The following is a 17434-nucleotide window of genomic DNA, read 5'->3' as shown; positions in this document are numbered from 1 at the left end:
TCCGTTCCAAATAGCCTGCCGTAAAAAATACTTGACCTTCCAAACGTGACAAGCCGGATAAAGGCAGCCTGCCAAACCTACTGTCGACCCTCGTCGCGAAAGGTAAACCGATGCAAGTCAAAGCTATAACCCTGCTCACTGCGGCGATAAGCGCCGCGTTCATGATCTCCGGATGCGAAGAGGCGGTGCCCTCCGGTGCAGCTCCCAAACCGCCTAGCGTTCCGGTGGCCGAAGTTGTCGTGCGCCCGATAACGCCTTTTGTGGAATTTACTGGCTCGCTTACTGCGGTCAAGCGGGTTGAACTCCGCCCGCGAGTCGCTGGCTATCTCCAGGAGGTTAGCGTGCCCGAAGGGCGCTTGGTTAATCAGGGAGACCGGCTGTTTCTCATTGATCCTCGGGAGTTCGTAGCCGCTGTGAACGTCGCCAAAGCACGCCTACGCGAGGCTGAAGCGGCCTCGTTACTCGCCAAGGCGGAATATGCACGCGCCGAGAAGCTGTTTGCGCAAAAGGTCGTCGCTCGGGCGTTTCTTGATACCGCCACCGCCGCAGTAAACGCGGGCAAAGCTCAGGTTGATGCCGCCAAAGCCGCGCTGGATGCTGCGCAACTGGATTTGAGTTTCACCCGCGTCACCGCGCCCATCAGCGGACGTGTCGGCCAAACCCTGGTCACCGAAGGTAACTATGTTGCCAGTGGTGTGACGCCGTTGACTACCATCGTCTCGATCAATCCGCTGCATGTCTATTTTGATATCGACGAACGAACTTATTTACGTTCGCTCGCCGCTGGCCGAACCAATGCAACCCCAGAGTCGGCAAAGGCAACCAAAGTCATGGTGGCGCTGATCGCCGACAAAACCTACTCGCGGTCCGGCCATGTCGATTTCCTTGCCAACGCTGCCGATCGCGGTACGGGAACGGTGCGGGTACGCGCGGTGGTGGACAATCCGGATGGGCAATTAACTCCCGGGCTGTTCGCCAAGGTCAAAATGGAGACCGGCACTCCGCAGCCCAAGGTACTAATTTCTGACCTGTCGATTGGCACCGACCAGGGCAGCCGCTATGTGCTGGTCGTTGGCAAAGGCGATACAACAGAATACCGGCCGGTCGAACTTGGCCCGATGGCCGATGGAATGCGGGTGATCGAACAAGGTCTGCAAGCGGGTGAGCGGATCGTCGTCAAGGGATTGGTTCGCCCTGGGATGCAGATTACGCCACAGTCCGCGGCGATTGACGGTACGCCTATTGCGCTGCCGCAAACCTCAGGAGGCACGCAATGAGCTTTCCACGTTTCTTCATCGATCGGCCGATCTTTGCCATCGTGCTCTCGGTGCTGATGGTGTTGGCTGGCACCGTTGCCTTCTTCCAATTACCGCTCAGCGAATATCCGGCCGTGACGCCACCAACCGTGCAGGTGACTGCCTCCTACCCGGGCGCCAACCCCAAGGTGATCGCTGAAACGGTGGCCGCGCCGCTCGAACAGGCGATCACCGGGGTAGAGGGCATGTTGTACATGTCGTCGCAATCGGCCACCGATGGCCGGATGATCCTGACCGTAACTTTCGCCCAGGGAACCAATGCCGATATGGCGCAGGTTCAGGTGCAAAACCGGGTCGCCCGTGCGTTGCCGCGTTTACCTGAAGAAGTGCAACGCCAGGGCGTGGTTACGCAGAAAACCTCGCCAGATATTCTGATGGTGGTGCACCTGCTATCGCCCGATAAGCGCTACGATCCGCTGTATATTTCCAATTACGCCTACCTGCAGGTGCGCGACGAGCTGTCCCGTATTCCGGGGATCAGCGACGTACTGGTCTGGGGTGCGGGTGAATACAGCATGCGGCTGTGGCTCGATCCAAACCTGATCGCGGCACGTGGGCTGACGGCTGGCGACGTGATAGCCGCGGTACGCGAGCAGAACGTACAGGTGGCGGCGGGTTCGGTCGGCCAGGCTCCCAATTCTACCGCCGCCTTCCAGGTGACGGTGAACACCCTCGGGCGATTGACCGACGAAGAACAGTTCGGCGATATCATCATTCGCACCGGCGCGGATGGCCAGGTGACGCGCCTACGGGATGTTGCCCGCATCGAGATGGGCGCTGATGCCTACGCTTTACGCAGCCTGCTTGATGGTGAGCCCGCCGTGGCGCTGCAAATCATTCAAAGCCCGGGAGCCAACGCGCTGGACGTTTCGCAGGCGGTTCGGGCCACTATGCAGCGGCTTGAAGGCAACTTCCCGGCCGGACTCAGTTCGCGCATCGCCTATGATCCGACGGTGTTTGTCCGGGCCTCGCTGGAATCGGTAGCTACCACGCTGTTGGAGGCCATCTTCCTGGTGGTGATCGTGGTGGTGCTGTTCCTGCGCAACTGGCGGGCGTCGCTGATCCCGCTAATGGCCGTGCCGGTATCACTTATCGGCACCTTCGCCGTGATGCATCTGATGGGGTTCTCGCTCAACACCTTGTCGCTGTTTGGTTTGGTGCTGTCGATTGGTATCGTGGTCGATGATGCGATCGTGGTGGTGGAGAACGTCGAGCGGCATATCGAAAATGGTGAAGATCCTCCGCAAGCCGCCAGGAAGGCGATGGACGAGGTCACCGGGCCGATTATCGCCATCACCTCGGTGCTCGCCGCGGTGTTCATTCCCACCGCCTTCCTCAGCGGTTTACAAGGTGAGTTTTATCAACAGTTTGCGCTCACCATTGCCATCTCGACCCTTCTGTCGGCGGTGAATTCGCTCACCCTCAGCCCGGCGCTTGCCGGTCTCCTGTTGCGGCCACGTAAGGTGGGGATCACTCACGATCCTCGTAGCCTGCGAGGTCGTGTTGAACGGAGGTTTGAGCGGTTGGCCCGGCCTTTCCAACACGCACCGGACGCCTATGGCAACACGGTCCGCAAGGTTGTGCGGGTCAGCGGCCTGGCCCTGGTGGTTTACGCTGGGCTGCTTGCGCTGACCTTCTTCGGCTTCAAGGCCGTACCGCCGGGCTTTGTCCCCATGCAGGATAAATATTATCTGGTTGGCATTGCCCAACTTCCCTACTCCGCATCGCTGGATCGCACCGAGGCCGTGGTTAAGCAGATGTCGAAGATCGCACTGGCGGAACCCGGTGTTGAAAGCGTCGTGGCATTCCCGGGGCTTTCAATCAACGGTTTCGTTAACGTGCCAAATGCCGCAGTGATGTTCGTGATGCTTGACCCATTCAAAGATCGCACCACAGACGATCTCAGCGCGATGGCAATCGCCGGGCGCTTACAGGCCAAATTTGCCAGCATCCCCGACGGTTTCCTTGGCGTATTCCCGCCGCCACCGGTGCCAGGGCTGGGTGCTACCGGCGGTTTCAAAATGCAGGTTGAAGATCGTGGGGGGGCCGGGCTGGATGTCCTGGTTCAGCAAACTCAGCTCCTGATGCAGAAAGCCAGTGGCACGGGGCAGGTGGCCGGGCTGCTCACCAGCCTTGACGTCAATGCACCGCAGCTCGACGTCAGTATCGACCGCACCCAGGCGATGAGCCAAGGCGTTCGTCTGGCGGACGTCTTTGAGGCACTCCAGGTGTATCTCGGCTCGCTGTATGTCAACGACTTCAACCGCTTCGGCCGCACCTACAAAGTCACGGCTCAGGCCGATGCGGATCACCGCATGCAAGCTGAAGCCATTGGTCGGCTGCAAGTGCGCAATGCGGCCGGGGAGATGCTGCCGCTGTCCGCGTTTGTCACCGTTACGCCAAGTTCCGGCCCGGATCGCGTGATGCATTACAACGGTTACCTCTCGGCGGATATTTCCGGCGGTGCCATGCCGGGTGTGAGTTCCGGACAGGCGGTGGCGCTGATGGAACAACTGGCGCAGGAAGTGCTACCTGAAGGCATGAGCTTCGAATGGACCGATCTCACCTACCAGCAAAAGCTGGCCGGAGATTCGGCGCTGTTTATCTTCCCACTCTGTGTACTGCTCGCTTATCTGATCCTCGCCGCGCAGTACAACAGTTGGCTGCTGCCCCTGGCGGTATTGCTGATCGTACCGATGTGTCTGCTGAGTGCGATCGTGGGCGTCTGGTTGGTGGGGGGAGACAACAACGTGTTCGTTCAGATTGGGCTGATCGTGTTGGTGGGGCTGGCTGCCAAGAACGCCATTCTTATCGTTGAGTTTGCGCGCAGTCTCGAATCCCAGGGTTCGAGCGCACTTGAGGCGGTTATCGAGGCTTGTCGACTGCGGTTACGGCCGATCCTGATGACCTCCCTGGCCTTTATTGCTGGCGTGGTTCCGCTGGTGTTGGCCAGCGGCGCAGGGGCGGAAATGCGCCACTCCATGGGCATTGCGGTGTTTGCGGGTATGCTCGGCGTGACGCTGTTTGGCTTGTTCCTGACCCCGGTCTTTTACGTGGTGATGCGTGGTCTTGCCGCCCGCGTCGAGCATTATCGCTCAACATCAAAACAACGCATCAAGGGGAGCCAGCCATGAGAGATCGCTATCAAGCTGTGCTACTTCCTCTGAGTGCGCTGTTGTTGCTGGCTGGATGCTCGGCGGTGGGGCCTGACTATGCACCACCATCGTCGGCGCTGCCAATCAGCTTTGGTGAGCCAACTGCCGAGCTCGGTACGGGGGCCGTCGAGGTTGAGTGGTGGCGTACTTTCGACGATCCGGCGTTAACGGCCTTGATCCAGCAGGCATTGGCCGCGAACCATGATATTGGCATCGCGGCCATGCGGCTGGAAGAGGCCAAGGCCATGCTGCGAGAGGATCGCCAGAGCTTCCTGCCCAGCGGCGGCCCCGCGCTTAGTTATGAGAACCGCCGTTGGGGAGAAGTGGAAATTTCACCTGACCAACCGCGTCAACGCGAAAGCTATCGCGGAGCCATCGATGCCGCTTGGGAACTCGATCTGTTTGGGCGCGTGCGGCGTTCGGTGGAAGCTGCACAGGCACAAACTGGCTCACGCGAGGCGTTACTGCGTGAAGTGCAGGTGAGCGTCATTGCTACGGTGGCCGCTACCTGGTTCGAATTGCGCGGTCTCGAGGCCGAAATTGCCGCTGTAACCGACATCAACCAAAGCCAGCGTGAAAGCCTGAAGCTGGTTGAGCAGCAGGTCAACGCCGGTTCCGCCAGTGAGTTTGACCGACTGCGTGCCGAGGCGCTGTTACGTAATGTTGAGGTGGCCATGCCTGAGTTGGAACGCCGCCGGGCGGCTAGCATCAACGCACTGGCCATCCTCCTCGGCACAGTCCCTCAGTCGTTCAGGCCGCCAGCAATTGTGCCGTTGGATGATTCGTTGGCCGTGCGAACTATGGCCGTGGGCGATCCCGTATCGCTCCTCTCGCGGCGTGCCGACATCGCGGCGGCGGAACGCGATCTTGCTGCGGCTACCGCCCAGATTGGCGTCGAGACGGCCGCGCTCTATCCCGAGATCCAGGTGCAGGGATCGCTCGGCTTTGTGGCTGGGAGTCTTGATGCGCTGAACGGTGCCGAGGCGCTGTCGGGTTTTATCGTGCCGGTTATTCGCTGGTCGCTGCTGGATATTGGCCGCACGCGCGCCCGGATCGCCGCCAGTGAAGCCCGCAGCAAACAGGCCTTGATCGTCTATGACCAGGCCGTATTGCGCGCCTTGCAGGAAACGGACGATGCCTTTAAAGCCTATGGCGCTGCAGGCAGTACGCTTGAGCTGCGCCTGTTGGAGTCTGCGGCCAATCGCGAAGCTGCTCGTCTGCTCCAGGTGCGGTTTGCCGAAGGTGACGGTCTTTATCTGGAGGTGCTCGATGCCGAACGCGCTGACTTTGCCAGCCAGCGCGCGCTGGCCGTCGCACGGACTAATCATCAGCTTGCCATTGTCAGCATCTATAAGGCGTTGGGCGGCGGTTGGGAAGTCTGTACCCAGACGGAACGCAATTGTAATGGGGCCAGCGGCATAGCCAATTCCCCCTCACAGAACTGATTGCTAACAGGCCTTGACCTTCCCCTGGTGGGAAGGTTTAAGCTTTTTGTTACCGAAACTTCCCAGGAGTAGAGCCATGGCTTCCGTTTCCCTCCCATCAGGTTCCAATCAAGCGGCTCGTCTGAGCCTGCCGGTCGAAGGAATGACCTGTGCATCGTGCGTTGGCCGTGTCGAGCGCGCACTAAAAGCCGTTCCAGGCGTGCAAACGGCCACGGTCAATCTTGCCACCGAGCGGGCAGATGTCAGCTTTAGCGACGTGGCCGATCCACAAGCGGCGGTTAGTGCTATCGAAAGCGCCGGTTACGCCGTCCGTGAAGAGACTACCGAACTGGCGATAGAAGAGATGACCTGCGCATCCTGCGTCGGAAGAGTTGAGAAGGCGCTGACCCAACTTCCTGGCGTCCTCTCAGCCAGCGTCAACCTGGCGACCGAGCGTGCGCGGGTACGGCACCTCGCCGGGGTTATCTCCACCGCTGACCTTGAAGCGGCGGTTGTGCAGGCGGGTTACAAGGCCCGTCGTTTGTCTGCCGAAACGCCGAATGTAAACGATCAGGATACTGAACGCCGCGAAAACGAAGCGCGCGGCTTACGCCGCTCTTTGCTGATAGCGGGCATTCTCACTTTGCCGGTCTTTATCCTTGAGATGGGCTCGCACCTTATTCCCCCGATGCACCATTGGGTGCAGGGCGTTTTGGGTGAACAGACGAGCTGGTATATACAGTTTGTACTCGCCACTCTGGTGCTGTTCGGCCCGGGCCTGCGCTTTTTCCGCAAAGGTATCCCGGCGTTGTTGCGTGGTGCTCCCGATATGAACTCGCTGGTGTCGGTGGGTACGGCAGCGGCGTACGGCTATTCGGTGGTGGCGACATTCATTCCCGAGGTGCTGCCTAAGGGAACCGCTAACGTTTACTTCGAAGCCGCCGCGGTCATCGTGACCCTGATCCTGCTTGGGCGCACGTTGGAAGCTCGCGCCAAGGGGCGAACGTCGCAGGCCATCAAACGACTGGTCGGGCTTCAGGCCAAGACCGCGCGCGTTGAACGCAACGGCGAGACCGTTGAGATCCCGCTCGATCAGGTGACCACCGGTGATGTGGTGTTCGTTCGTCCAGGGGAGAAGATCCCTGTCGATGGAGAAGTCGTCGAGGGGGCATCTTATGTGGATGAGAGCATGATCACCGGCGAGCCGTTACCCGTATCGAAGGGCGTAGGCGCTGCCGTTGTGGGTGGCACCATCAACAAGACCGGTGCTTTCAGCTTCCGCGTCACCAAGGTTGGGGCCAATACCGTGCTGGCGCAGATCATCCGCCTGGTTGAGGAAGCGCAAGGCTCCAAGCTACCGATCCAGGCGCTGGTCGATAAGGTGACCATGTGGTTCGTCCCGGCAGTGATGGCTGCCGCCGCGCTGACGTTCCTGGTCTGGCTGATCTTCGGCCCGGATCCGGCGCTGACCTTTGCGTTGGTGAATGCGGTTGCAGTGCTGATTATCGCTTGCCCATGTGCCATGGGGCTGGCTACGCCGACATCAATTATGGTCGGTACCGGGCGCGCCGCTGAACTTGGCGTGTTGTTCCGTAAAGGTGAAGCCTTGCAGGCGCTGCGTGACGTGAGCGTTATCGCCCTCGACAAAACCGGCACCTTGACCAAAGGACGCCCAGAACTCACCGATCTCGTTCCCGCTAAAGGTTTTGAGTACAGCGAAGTGCTGGCTTTGGTTGCGGCGGTTGAAACCCGCTCCGAGCACCCGATCGCCGAAGCGATCGTGTTAGCCGCCAAACAGCAGGGCATCACGCTGGCCACCATTGAAGGCTTCGACGCCATGCCGGGCTTTGGCGTAACGGCCAAGGTAGATGGCAGGGTGGTCTCAGTTGGTGCAGATCGGTTCATGACGCAGCTTGGTCTTGATGTAGCAAGCTTCAAGTCTACCGCCCAGCGCATGGGTGAACAGGGTAAGAGCCCGCTCTATGCCGCTATCGACGGTCGCTTGGCGGCGGTGATTGCGGTTGCCGATCCGATTAAGGAAACCACGCCCGAGGCTATTAAGGCGCTGCACGTGTTGGGCCTCAAAGTGGCGATGATCACCGGCGACAATGCGGCAACGGCGGTGGCGATCGCCAAACAGCTCGGTATTGATGAAGTTGCGGCAGAGGTGTTGCCCGACGGTAAGGTTGCAGCGCTGAAAAAGTTCCGGGTCAATGGCGCGCGAGTGGCCTTTGTGGGGGACGGTATCAACGACGCCCCGGCGTTGGCGGAAGCGGATGTTGGGCTGGCTATCGGTACCGGTACGGATGTGGCTATCGAGGCGGCCGACGTGGTGCTGATGTCTGGCGACCTGCGCGGAGTGCCGAACGCTATCGCACTCAGCCAGGCGACGATCCGCAATATCAAACAGAACCTGTTCTGGGCCTTTGCCTACAACGCGGTGCTGATCCCGGTGGCGGCGGGCGCGCTTTATCCGTTAAACGGCACTTTGCTTTCGCCGATCTTCGCGGCGGCGGCGATGGCGCTCTCCAGCGTCTTTGTACTCGGCAATGCGCTGCGGCTTAAGCGCTTCCAGGCTCCGATGACGATCGAAACCCTTAGCGAAACGGCGGAAAGCGGGGCGGAGATTATCCCCGTTATCGCAAGTAAATGACCGATGTCGGGTCATGGTGATGCCCCTCACCCTAACCCTCTCCCACAAGGAGAGGGGACCGACCGTGCTACAACTGGATTCAAGTGTTCACCTTAGCTCCGGAGCTTCGAGGCTGTGTAAGTTGGTCTCCACACCTGACCGCAGCTCCGTATCAGCTACCTCTCCTTGGGAAGAGCGGACCTGACGTTCAACAACTGGATTCAAGTGTTCACCTTAGCTCTGGAGCTTCGAGGCTGTGTAAGTTGGTCTCCACACCTGACCGCAGCTCCGTATCAGCTCCCTCTCCTTGGGGAGAGGGTTGGGGTGAGGGAGACCAGCGAGCTTAACCAGTAACAATAACGCTAATTGTAGCCCTATGAAGGAGTGAACGATGAATATCGGTCAAGCAGCCAAATCCTCTGGCGTTTCAGCCAAAATGATCCGCTACTACGAACAGATCGGTTTGATCCCCAAGGCCATACGCTCGGATGCGGGCTACCGCCATTACAGCTCTTCGGACGTACATAGCCTGCGCTTTATCCGCCGCTCACGCGACCTTGGGTTTTCTGTTGAGCAGATCTCTGCGCTGTTGGTGTTGTGGAACGACCGGGACCGCGCCAGCGCCGACGTCAAAGAAATGGCGCTTTCCCACGTCGCGCGGCTAAAAGCTAAAATTGCCGAACTGCAGGCGATGGCAGAAACCCTCGAGTTCCTGGCCGATCACTGTCACGGTAATGACCGCCCAGACTGCCCGATCCTGGCTGATTTAGCCGAGCCAACCACAGCGACGACAGTGCCAAATAAGGCACCAAAGTTCGGTGTTGCGTCCGGTGTGCTAAAACGTGGGGAAAAGGGTTTTGCTGTTGTAACGAAAGAGAAAATTTTGCAGAAAAACCTTTGACCTTGCCACGCTGGTAAACCTCATAGTGATCTGACACCAACCCGATGGAGATCAATATGCATCATTTCACTGTTCCCAATATGACCTGCGGCGGCTGCGCTAAATCCGTCACCAAGGCGCTACTGAGCGTTGACCCACAGGCCCGTATCGAAACCAATCCGGCAGCGGGCGAGGTAAAGGTCGACAGCACTTTGGCAGCAAGCGAGTTACTTGCGGTACTTGGCAAAGCGGGTTACCCGGCCCGACATATCTGAATAGCAAAGGAGATCCTGATATGAAACCTGTCAAAATGGTCATCGCCGCACTCGCGTTGGCAACGCTTTCATTCTCTGTCATGGCGGCCACGCTGGTTGACGTTGCGCCTGCCAATCAGCAGAAAATCGGCGTGATTAGCGCCTGTTCAAGCAGCAACAGCTTGAGCAGCCTCCAGCGTGAACTGGAGAATAAGGCTAAAGCAGCGGGGGCAAGTGCCTATCGTATTATCGGCGCTTCCGGCAACAACCGTATGTGCGGTACGGCCGAGATTTACCACTGATTGTTGTCCCTAGAGAAGCCGCTTGATGCGGCTTCAACCGAGGTTACCTAAGCGGGCGCAGCATGTGAGCCTATTGGGGGTATCCGCAGTCTCGTTACTTGCGCCTCTTCGGCGAACTTCACCACTTTATCATCAGGCGTATTAGGATGCTGGCAGGGCTGGATTCTGGATAACCTCTTGCCTCAACGCCTCAAATGGGCACTGGCTGAATAAATGGAGGATCGCTACCGGAGTCAAAGGGTTGAGTGCCAGCGAACGGTTAAACTGGAACAGGCTGCTGGCAGTGTCGTACAAACTGGTTTCAGAAGCCGGAAATTGAGAATAACCAAAGGTGCGGAATGGCGGCGTTTTATCGCGCACTTGAGGACACCTAACCGCGAGTTGTTCCACCCAACGAGAAAAGATTGGCCAATCTATGATGTTATCTTCCGCCAATGCTGCCATACCGGCAAAGCACTCCTCGGTAAAAACATAAGGATGCTGCGCCAGCTTTTGCCATACGACGCGAGCGGCGGTGCTCGGATTTGGATTAAGGAAAAACTGCCGGTTATGAGCCAGCCTGCTCAGAACAAACAGATCCATCGATTGGCTAAGCTGGGTCAATATAGGGCTGGATATCGCGCGTTCCGCCAGTTCACCTCTGACCCAGACATTGACGTCGTCCAGTAGTTCCATCATCAACGCTTCATCTTCATGATAGCGAGAAACCAGCCGGCACCTGACCAAATGAGAAGGATCTTTGGTCAGTGACTGCAACAGGGCCTGAGAAGGATTAACCAGCCGGAAAATCATATTTTCACGCACGGTTTCATCCGGATGATAAATAGCAATATTTGCCCAGCACGCTGGCCAACCTGGGTTGTTATCCAGCTTATCGAGGATCGGGCCAATCGGATCCATAACATAGTCGGAGTAAACTTTGTCCGCAGCACAGTCTTGATCCGCTATCGATGCCATAGGCCGGCTGACAAGTCCCTCAATCAGCGCAGAAAAGCCTGAGGTTAACGCCTCCCATGCCAAAGTTTCGCTGGCATACTCCCAGGGCTGCCAACGCCAGACCAACTCTGGCCATATCATGCAGGGGACAATAAATGGCTGCTTGCTTTGCTGCGCCACCTGGATTTTCAGTTCCAGCGAAAGCGCAGGCAGCATATCAAGCAAGGTCTGCGTGGTGGTGTCCTTCGAGTTAGCGACAGCTTTGAGAAAACGATCCGGGAACGCCGCCCAGCCGTGTTCAATCAGCAGGGCCGAAAAATCAGGCGCATTGAGAAGCTTACTGACGGTGTTACTGCGGGCTTGGCTTAAGTCTGAGATGTCCATGGATCGCTGCTTTTGATTATTCCTTCAGTGGGGGAATACTATCCGATTCGCGGTACGCTGGATAGGCTGCACCAGCCGCGGGAAGATGACTAAACTGAATGCTAGGTTACATTGCGCCTGGAGAACTTTGATGGATGCCTCGTTACAGATTGACCAACTTATCGCAGCGCTTACCGACTGGCGTGGGAAGACCTTGGCGGAGATCCGTAAGTGCATTGTTGCGGCTGACTCGGAAATCATTGAGGAATGGAAGTGGAGAGGGAGCCCGGTGTGGTCACATCACGGCATTATCGCGGTTGCTAACGCCCATAAAGCCAAGGTAAAGCTAACCTTTTACCACGGAGCCAACCTGGCAGATGCCGATAAGCTGTTTAACGCTGGCCTGGATGGTAACGCGTGGCGGGCGATTGATTTCTTTGAAGACGATCTGGTGGGTTCAAAAGCTTTAACGGCTTTGGTGCAGGAGGCCGTTGAGTTTAATTTACGTAAGAAGAAGGCCAGGTAACTTGATACTGCTGACAAACCCTCACCGGGCTCACAATGATGGGGAGGTGCATGCTTCTTCCATTATAATAATCAATTAGTTATTCAGATTACCAGTACATCGCAAACAAGCGTGGGCAAAGTTTTGCCATTATTCCCTCATCATCTTCCCAGGCTGTACCGGTTGGTTCACTCGGGAACTTAATGGTTTTATAGGCGGTTTGCTCAAGTAACGCTTATTCGTATTCAGGATAGAGATCTTCAATAATTCGGCCTACCAGGTACGAGTATCAAAACCCACGGAAGTTGGGATTCTTAAGATTTCCCCGACTTATCAGGTAGGTGTTAGCCACTGGGAAAGGAGATGAGCATCATGTACGAACGGAACGATTGTGAAGCCTTCATAAACAATAAATTTGCGATAGCTCATTGTTTTCAACCTTGATGCTTGATTTTACATGCATTAATGGCAATCTTGATACATTAGTGACATTGCAGTATTGGAAGCCGCATGCTGGGCCGTGGGATCTGAGGACGGTAGCGTGTGTGATGAAGAGGTATGCGCCACGGTTATGGCTAATGTGTAACCTTATCGACCAGTAATAGAGCAAAAAACTAGATTTTTGTAACACCAATGGAGAAGGCATTATGGACGAAGATATAGAGTATAACGTCGTATGGGATGAAGAAGAGGCTGAGTTCCTTAATGAACTGGCACTGGCCATACTTAAAGACAAATATTCGCTGTGGCCTGACTTGCTAACCAAGATCATTGAAGATCCTGCTGGTTTTGAAAATGAGGAGGTTGATACATACGGCATTTTTGAAATCATCGAGGATGAGGGCGGCGAGCTGAGAAATGGCAACCTGATGGAAATTTTCCTCCGTGTTCTCTCGGGAGAAGACCTCACAGCCTATGTCGATTGGAAGTGTGAAGACGAAGAAGGGCAACTAGCACGGTTTGCAGCTAAGCGAGTTAGATCGTTAACAAAGAATGAGGATTTAGCGGCAGCGTTGGAAGCTCAGCTTTTACACTCGACAAAGTATGATGAAATAGACAAAGCCTGTGAAGAGGGAGACCGATATCTTGATGAGATCTTTGAGAGAGTTCAGCAGGCGCTAAATGAACAGGGTTTTGAGATCGCCAATCTTAATACTGGAACAGATTCATATAATGTGTTTGTTACTACGATGGAAGATTATGAACGAATTGCTAGTATCGATAACTCACTACTGACGGTGCAAAATTTTCTTAGCTAATGGTTAACGCTAAAACAAGTTAACTTCTGATTTTAAGTAATCACCACTAATAAATTTAGATATTAATTCCGCATTGAAATTTATTTAAGGACAGTAAATGAAGTGTGCTTTAATTTATGATTTTGATGGAACCTTAGCTGAAGGTGATTGTGCGCAACATGGGCTTATGCCTGCGCTAAGTATTAACATGACTGACTTCTGGGACGAAGTTAAACAACGCGCAAAGAGTGATGATGGTGATGAAATTCTATCTTACCTAGGGTTGCTTGCCGAAAAAGCAAACGCACTCAATTCTGATGAGTTGAGTGAAAGTAACTTAATCAAGCATGGAGGGGCCATACCTTTATTCTCTGGAGTTGACACCTGGTTCGACAGAATTAATAAGTATGCAAAACAACATGGATTGGAACTTAATCATTATATAATCTCCAGCGGGTTGGATGCAATGATTAGAGGAACAGTTATTGGAGATAAATTCCGTAAAATTTACGCTTGCAAGTATCATTACTCTCCCGACGGCAAAAAAGCGATATGGGCAGCGCAAGCAGTGAATTACACGACAAAAAATCAGTTTTTGTTCAGGATAAACAAGGGAATAGGCAACTCGTGGGATAATACTGCTGTAAATAAGTTTATAGAACCAGAATTACGCGAGATTCCTTTTCAGAACATGATATTTTTCGGCGACGGTGATACGGATATTCCATCTATGAAAATGGTCAGATACCAAGGTGGTTTCTCCTTAGCAGTATTCGATCAGAAAAAGTGGGGGAGTTCTGCTACACAAGGAAAGGTAGAAAAACTGATAGCTGAAGAGAGAGCCAATTATGTGGTTCCAGCCATATATGATGAGGGCAGTCAACTAGATGTGACAGTTAAAGGATTATTGCAATTGTTTAAAAGAAAGGCGGGGCCAGATTCCCAATAATACCGAAAGACTCTATATTCATTAGGAACATCAAGTTGAATGACACAACTTGATGTTCGGTGTAGTAGGGATATGAAATTGCTTACTATCAGACATTCTTAACCTCGTAGTGTGGTAGAAAATCACCCCACATGAAAGCATCAAATGTATGCCGAGGTAAAACGAATTGCGTTGCTAGCAAGTGAAAACGATAATCATCGCTATAGCGCCTTTAAGATGGACTTCATTGAACATCATCTTCGTCTGGCGCTAATGGACCAAGCACGATAGAAAGAGCATCCCGCCCGAATGTTATGTCTAATCGTGTTAAATAATGAAGGTTTCAGATGTTATCTGAATTTAGCCATGAGTCGTTAAACGAGTAGGTCGATAGCTTTCAGGAATTTCCGGGTTTTTACCGATGGTCAGTTCTTCACTCACCATCCTTCCGACCGTTGCCGCGCAGGTTACGCCAGGGTGCATGACCGCCACGTAAATGCCCTTTATATCATCAATAAACCCAATGACAGGATGTCCGTCCTGCGGTACAGGTCGTTGTCCTACCGACTGCCTGAGAAGATAGGCCGATGCCGTTCCTTGTAGCCTGCTTTTTATCGCCGTGAGGGTGTCAGATGCCACGGCTTCAGTATCACCCGTAACCGGATAATCCTCGGCTGCCAGGAGATCTCCGTTAAATGCATGGCGAACTTCAATGTCATCGCCGGATATTAGGGTATTAACAACGTGCTTTGTCACGCGGTAACGGAGGAGAATGGCTGGCGAAGCCACGATCGGGAGCGAAATCCCTATCATGCTCAGCAACGAGGTTATACCCGTCCCGCAGGCCAGAATGACACAATCCGCGTCTAATATGCCTTCCGCTGTTTCGATGCCAATTATTCTATTTCCCTCTTTCCTAAACCCGGTGACGAGCGTCTGTGTTTTCAACTCTGCGCCAAGACAGCAGGCCTTATCCAGCAGGGTTCGGGTGGCCTCTGTCGGATCCATTGCGCCATCCTGAACGGCATAATGCGCCCGTGAAGGTGGGGCATTCATCGCTGGCTCCAGCCGGGATATATCAGACTGCTGAAGCATTTTCGACTCATCTTGTTCGCAAGGCGAATCGGCCCCGTAACTTAGCGCACCAACCCAACGTATACAAAGCTCCTGGATTTCTTTTTCTAACCTGTGCCAGTCTTCCGCCGACGCTCGGCGAAGAAGTGCATCCGGGGCATCGTCACTCACCGTGGTGTGGATCCAGCCAAAAGCGCTGCCGGTGGCACCAGAAGCTGGATGCGCTCGATCGATAACGGTCACTTTTATTCCGCGGCTGGCCAAATGATAAGCGATTGAGGCCCCTATAATCCCCGCGCCCACAATAATCATATTTTTTTTAGTGGAACACATACCATTTCCTCGCATAAAAGGGCCTAGGCATTAGCAAAATCCGCCGTAAACACTCGACATCAGTTTTGTGACCATTCTTGCTTTAGCAGCGCATAAATCAGCTCATCGCCCCATTGGCCATCAAAGCGATCGTTCTGTTGTAAATGGGCCTCTTTGCGCATTCCCAAGCGTTCGACCACGCCGATAGAGCCGCGATTGGCTGCATCAAGTCGGGCAAAAATGCGGTGGAAACCCGCCTCGGTGAATCCACGTTCCAGCACTGCACGTACAGCTTCTGCCGCATAGCCCTTACCAGCATAAACAGGGTTAAAGATATAACCGATTTCTCCTTGTAGCGCCGCGCTGCTGGCCAGTTTAAGCAACACTTCACCAATGAGTTCGCCGCTATCCTTCAATGTGACGGCACAATAAAAAGTGTCACCATCTTCACTGAAACGTGAGGCTACGGCCTTTGCCAACCGATTTTCCATTTGCGCCTGCTCCGGTGGTGGAGCATACAAGTAGCGGTAGACTTCAGGCAGGTGATGGTAAGCCGCATAGGCGTGGAGATCTTCAGGGGTAAAGCGGCGTAGCCGCAGGCGCTCGGTGGAGAATGGCAGGGTAATCGAATGCAAGAAATTATCCTTTTCTAATGTGTTGTTATGGTGAAGGGGTCGATACTACCAATGACCCGTTAACGTTCCAGCATAGAAAGAATATGATTTTTGGTTAGCGGGGCCAGTTGCACCAGCTGGTTGCTAGAGGGTTCAAACCATATCACTTCTTCGATTTCTGCCGCGGGCAGAAAGTGGGTCTCTTCAGTGCTGACTCTGAACATGTCAGCAATCAGCATATGTCCAGGCTCATTGGCTGCGAGATCTGTAAAACGCCCTAGTGGGATCGTTGAAGGAGGCATTCAGTTCCTCTTTCAATTCACGTGCAAGTGCCACCTCCGGCCGCTCACCGGATTCAATTTTTCCACCCGGTTGCATAAACCACGCCGTGTTGCGTTTTCTGACCAGAAGGACCCGGCCAGCCCGATCGGTGATGACGGCTGCAGCTATATGAATTTGCTTACTCTCTGACATTCGAAACCCCGTAGAAAATCCCCTCCGCGTGAAGGCATCAAATGTACCAGAGTAGGGACGGTGATCCCTAGCATTGCTCACTCAGGGTGCGAAGCCAGGCAAGTAGTCGGGCCTGCAGGCTCCCAGGTTCGAAAGGTTCCGGTGACACCAGATAGTAGCGCGAGCCGTCTTCTATAAAGCCCAGCGGTGCCGCCAGTACGCCACTTTCGACGTCGTCACAGACCTGATACCACGAGCCGATCGCTACGCCAAGCCCGGCGACGGCCGCCTGCAGGCTGAAGTAAAAGTGATCGAAAATCTGCCCGCTCGTGTCGGCAACGGGAAGCCCTGCAGCGACGGCCCACTCCTGCCAGGCATTGGGGCGCGTGCGGGTGTGCAGGCGTTCTGTCCCAGGAGCTGGCAGGTGGCCGGACTCTGTAGTGATAAACCACAGGGGAATTTTGTCCGGGCGGCAAACCGGGCCGACCTTTTCCACAAACAGGAGTTCGGCATGGTAGCTATCCGGCCAATCGAAATCATCGCGCCGGATAGCCAGATCCAAGCCGCTTGCAAACGAAAAAGGCCCACCGCCAGCGGCCAGATGAATGTTGTTACCAGCATGCAACACCTGAAAGGCTGGCCAGCGTGGTATCAGCCACCGCATCAACAGTGTGGGTTCACAGGAAAGCACCCATCGCTGATGCTGGCGTGCGCTGGCACGCAGGCCATCAACGGCTCGCTGTATGACGTCAAGGCCCTCGCCAACCGCGCGGGCAAGGGTGCGCCCAGCATCAGTCAGAAAGACACGTCGGCTACGCCGCTCAAAGAGAAGTACGCCCAGTTCGTCTTCAAGCAGCCGCACGGCCCGGCTGACTGCGCCGTGAGTGATATGTAACTCAGCCGCCGCGTGGCTGAAGTTCTCCAACCGCGCAGCGGCTTCAAAGCTGCGCAAAGCAATAAGAGACGGTAGGCGCGAGGAAGTTAATGGTGATCCAAGCTCACCATGTTTGTCAGAAAACATCGCTATTCACCCAGATAAACAGACCGT

Annotated in this window: 14 protein-coding genes and 1 pseudogene; 10 read left to right on the top strand and 5 right to left on the bottom strand. The window is 55.0% G+C overall.

The window, feature by feature from the left end; translation table 11 throughout:
- Positions 1-161 precede the first annotated feature (161 nt).
- The 7 genes from KAJ71_RS09240 (at position 162) to bhsA (ending at position 9963) form a co-directional block, all read left to right on the top strand.
- Complete coding sequence (locus KAJ71_RS09240) at positions 162-1277, top strand: efflux RND transporter periplasmic adaptor subunit (RefSeq protein ID WP_283106691.1); 1116 nt, start codon at positions 162-164, stop codon at positions 1275-1277.
- Entirely contained in the window at positions 1274-4450 is a 3177-nt protein-coding gene (locus KAJ71_RS09235) for an efflux RND transporter permease subunit (RefSeq protein WP_248945441.1), read from the top strand. The genes KAJ71_RS09240 and KAJ71_RS09235 overlap by 4 nt, the downstream gene beginning before the upstream one ends.
- Positions 4447-5916, top strand: a complete 1470-nt coding sequence (locus tag KAJ71_RS09230; protein WP_283106690.1) for an efflux transporter outer membrane subunit — start codon at positions 4447-4449, stop codon at positions 5914-5916. The genes KAJ71_RS09235 and KAJ71_RS09230 overlap by 4 nt, the downstream gene beginning before the upstream one ends.
- A 76-nt stretch (positions 5917-5992) precedes the next feature.
- Complete coding sequence (locus tag KAJ71_RS09225; RefSeq protein WP_248945440.1) at positions 5993-8548, top strand: heavy metal translocating P-type ATPase; 2556 nt, start codon at positions 5993-5995, stop codon at positions 8546-8548.
- Positions 8549-8918: 370 nt separating this feature from the next.
- Positions 8919-9428, top strand: coding sequence for a Cu(I)-responsive transcriptional regulator (gene cueR / locus KAJ71_RS09220; protein ID WP_174334053.1), 510 nt, complete (start codon positions 8919-8921; stop codon positions 9426-9428).
- 56 nt (positions 9429-9484) lie between these two features.
- Complete coding sequence (locus tag KAJ71_RS09215; protein WP_024486782.1) at positions 9485-9682, top strand: heavy-metal-associated domain-containing protein; 198 nt, start codon at positions 9485-9487, stop codon at positions 9680-9682.
- Between the two features lie 20 nt (positions 9683-9702).
- The gene (bhsA, locus tag KAJ71_RS09210) at positions 9703-9963 is read left to right on the top strand and encodes a multiple stress resistance protein BhsA (RefSeq protein ID WP_248945439.1); all 261 of its coding nucleotides are present in this window, start codon (positions 9703-9705) and stop codon (positions 9961-9963) included.
- 141 nt (positions 9964-10104) lie between these two features.
- Here bhsA and KAJ71_RS09205 read toward each other — a convergent pair whose 3' ends face one another.
- Positions 10105-11283, bottom strand: coding sequence for a hypothetical protein (locus KAJ71_RS09205; RefSeq protein ID WP_248945438.1), 1179 nt, complete (start codon positions 11281-11283; stop codon positions 10105-10107).
- 130 nt (positions 11284-11413) lie between these two features.
- Between KAJ71_RS09205 and KAJ71_RS09200 the strand changes: the two genes are divergently transcribed.
- The 3 genes from KAJ71_RS09200 (at position 11414) to KAJ71_RS09190 (ending at position 13954) form a co-directional block, all read left to right on the top strand.
- Positions 11414-11788: a DUF1801 domain-containing protein gene (locus KAJ71_RS09200; protein ID WP_248945437.1), complete on the top strand. Its 375-nt coding sequence runs from the start codon at positions 11414-11416 to the stop codon at positions 11786-11788.
- A gap of 626 nt (positions 11789-12414) precedes the next feature.
- On the top strand, positions 12415-13026 hold the full coding sequence (locus tag KAJ71_RS09195; protein WP_248945436.1) for a DUF6630 family protein: 612 nt from the start codon (positions 12415-12417) through the stop codon (positions 13024-13026).
- A 97-nt stretch (positions 13027-13123) separates the two neighbouring features.
- A complete protein-coding gene (locus tag KAJ71_RS09190) occupies positions 13124-13954 on the top strand; it encodes an HAD family hydrolase (protein WP_248945435.1) in 831 nt (276 codons plus the stop codon).
- 339 nt (positions 13955-14293) lie between these two features.
- Here the strand turns inward: KAJ71_RS09190 and KAJ71_RS09180 are convergent, their stop codons facing one another.
- The 4 genes and pseudogenes from KAJ71_RS09180 to KAJ71_RS09165 all read right to left on the bottom strand — a co-directional run bounded on the left by KAJ71_RS09180 (position 14294) and on the right by KAJ71_RS09165 (position 17407).
- A complete protein-coding gene (locus KAJ71_RS09180; protein ID WP_248945434.1) occupies positions 14294-15340 on the bottom strand; it encodes an NAD(P)/FAD-dependent oxidoreductase in 1047 nt (348 codons plus the stop codon).
- Positions 15341-15399: 59 nt separating this feature from the next.
- Complete coding sequence (locus tag KAJ71_RS09175; protein ID WP_248945433.1) at positions 15400-15954, bottom strand: GNAT family N-acetyltransferase; 555 nt, start codon at positions 15952-15954, stop codon at positions 15400-15402.
- 59 nt (positions 15955-16013) lie between these two features.
- A pseudogene (locus KAJ71_RS09170) lies at positions 16014-16407 on the bottom strand (NUDIX hydrolase).
- Positions 16408-16474: 67 nt separating this feature from the next.
- Positions 16475-17407 carry a LysR family transcriptional regulator gene (locus KAJ71_RS09165; protein WP_248945432.1) on the bottom strand — a complete coding sequence of 311 codons (933 nt, stop codon included), beginning with the start codon at positions 17405-17407 and terminating at the stop codon, positions 16475-16477.
- Positions 17408-17434 lie beyond the last annotated feature (27 nt).

Source organism: Serratia silvae (genome assembly GCF_023282985.1).
In the GTDB taxonomy this organism is placed as follows: Bacteria; Pseudomonadota; Gammaproteobacteria; order Enterobacterales; family Enterobacteriaceae; genus Chania; species Chania silvae.
Note: the sequence above shows the minus strand (reverse complement) of the source record. Positions and strands in the feature narration are given on the sequence as shown.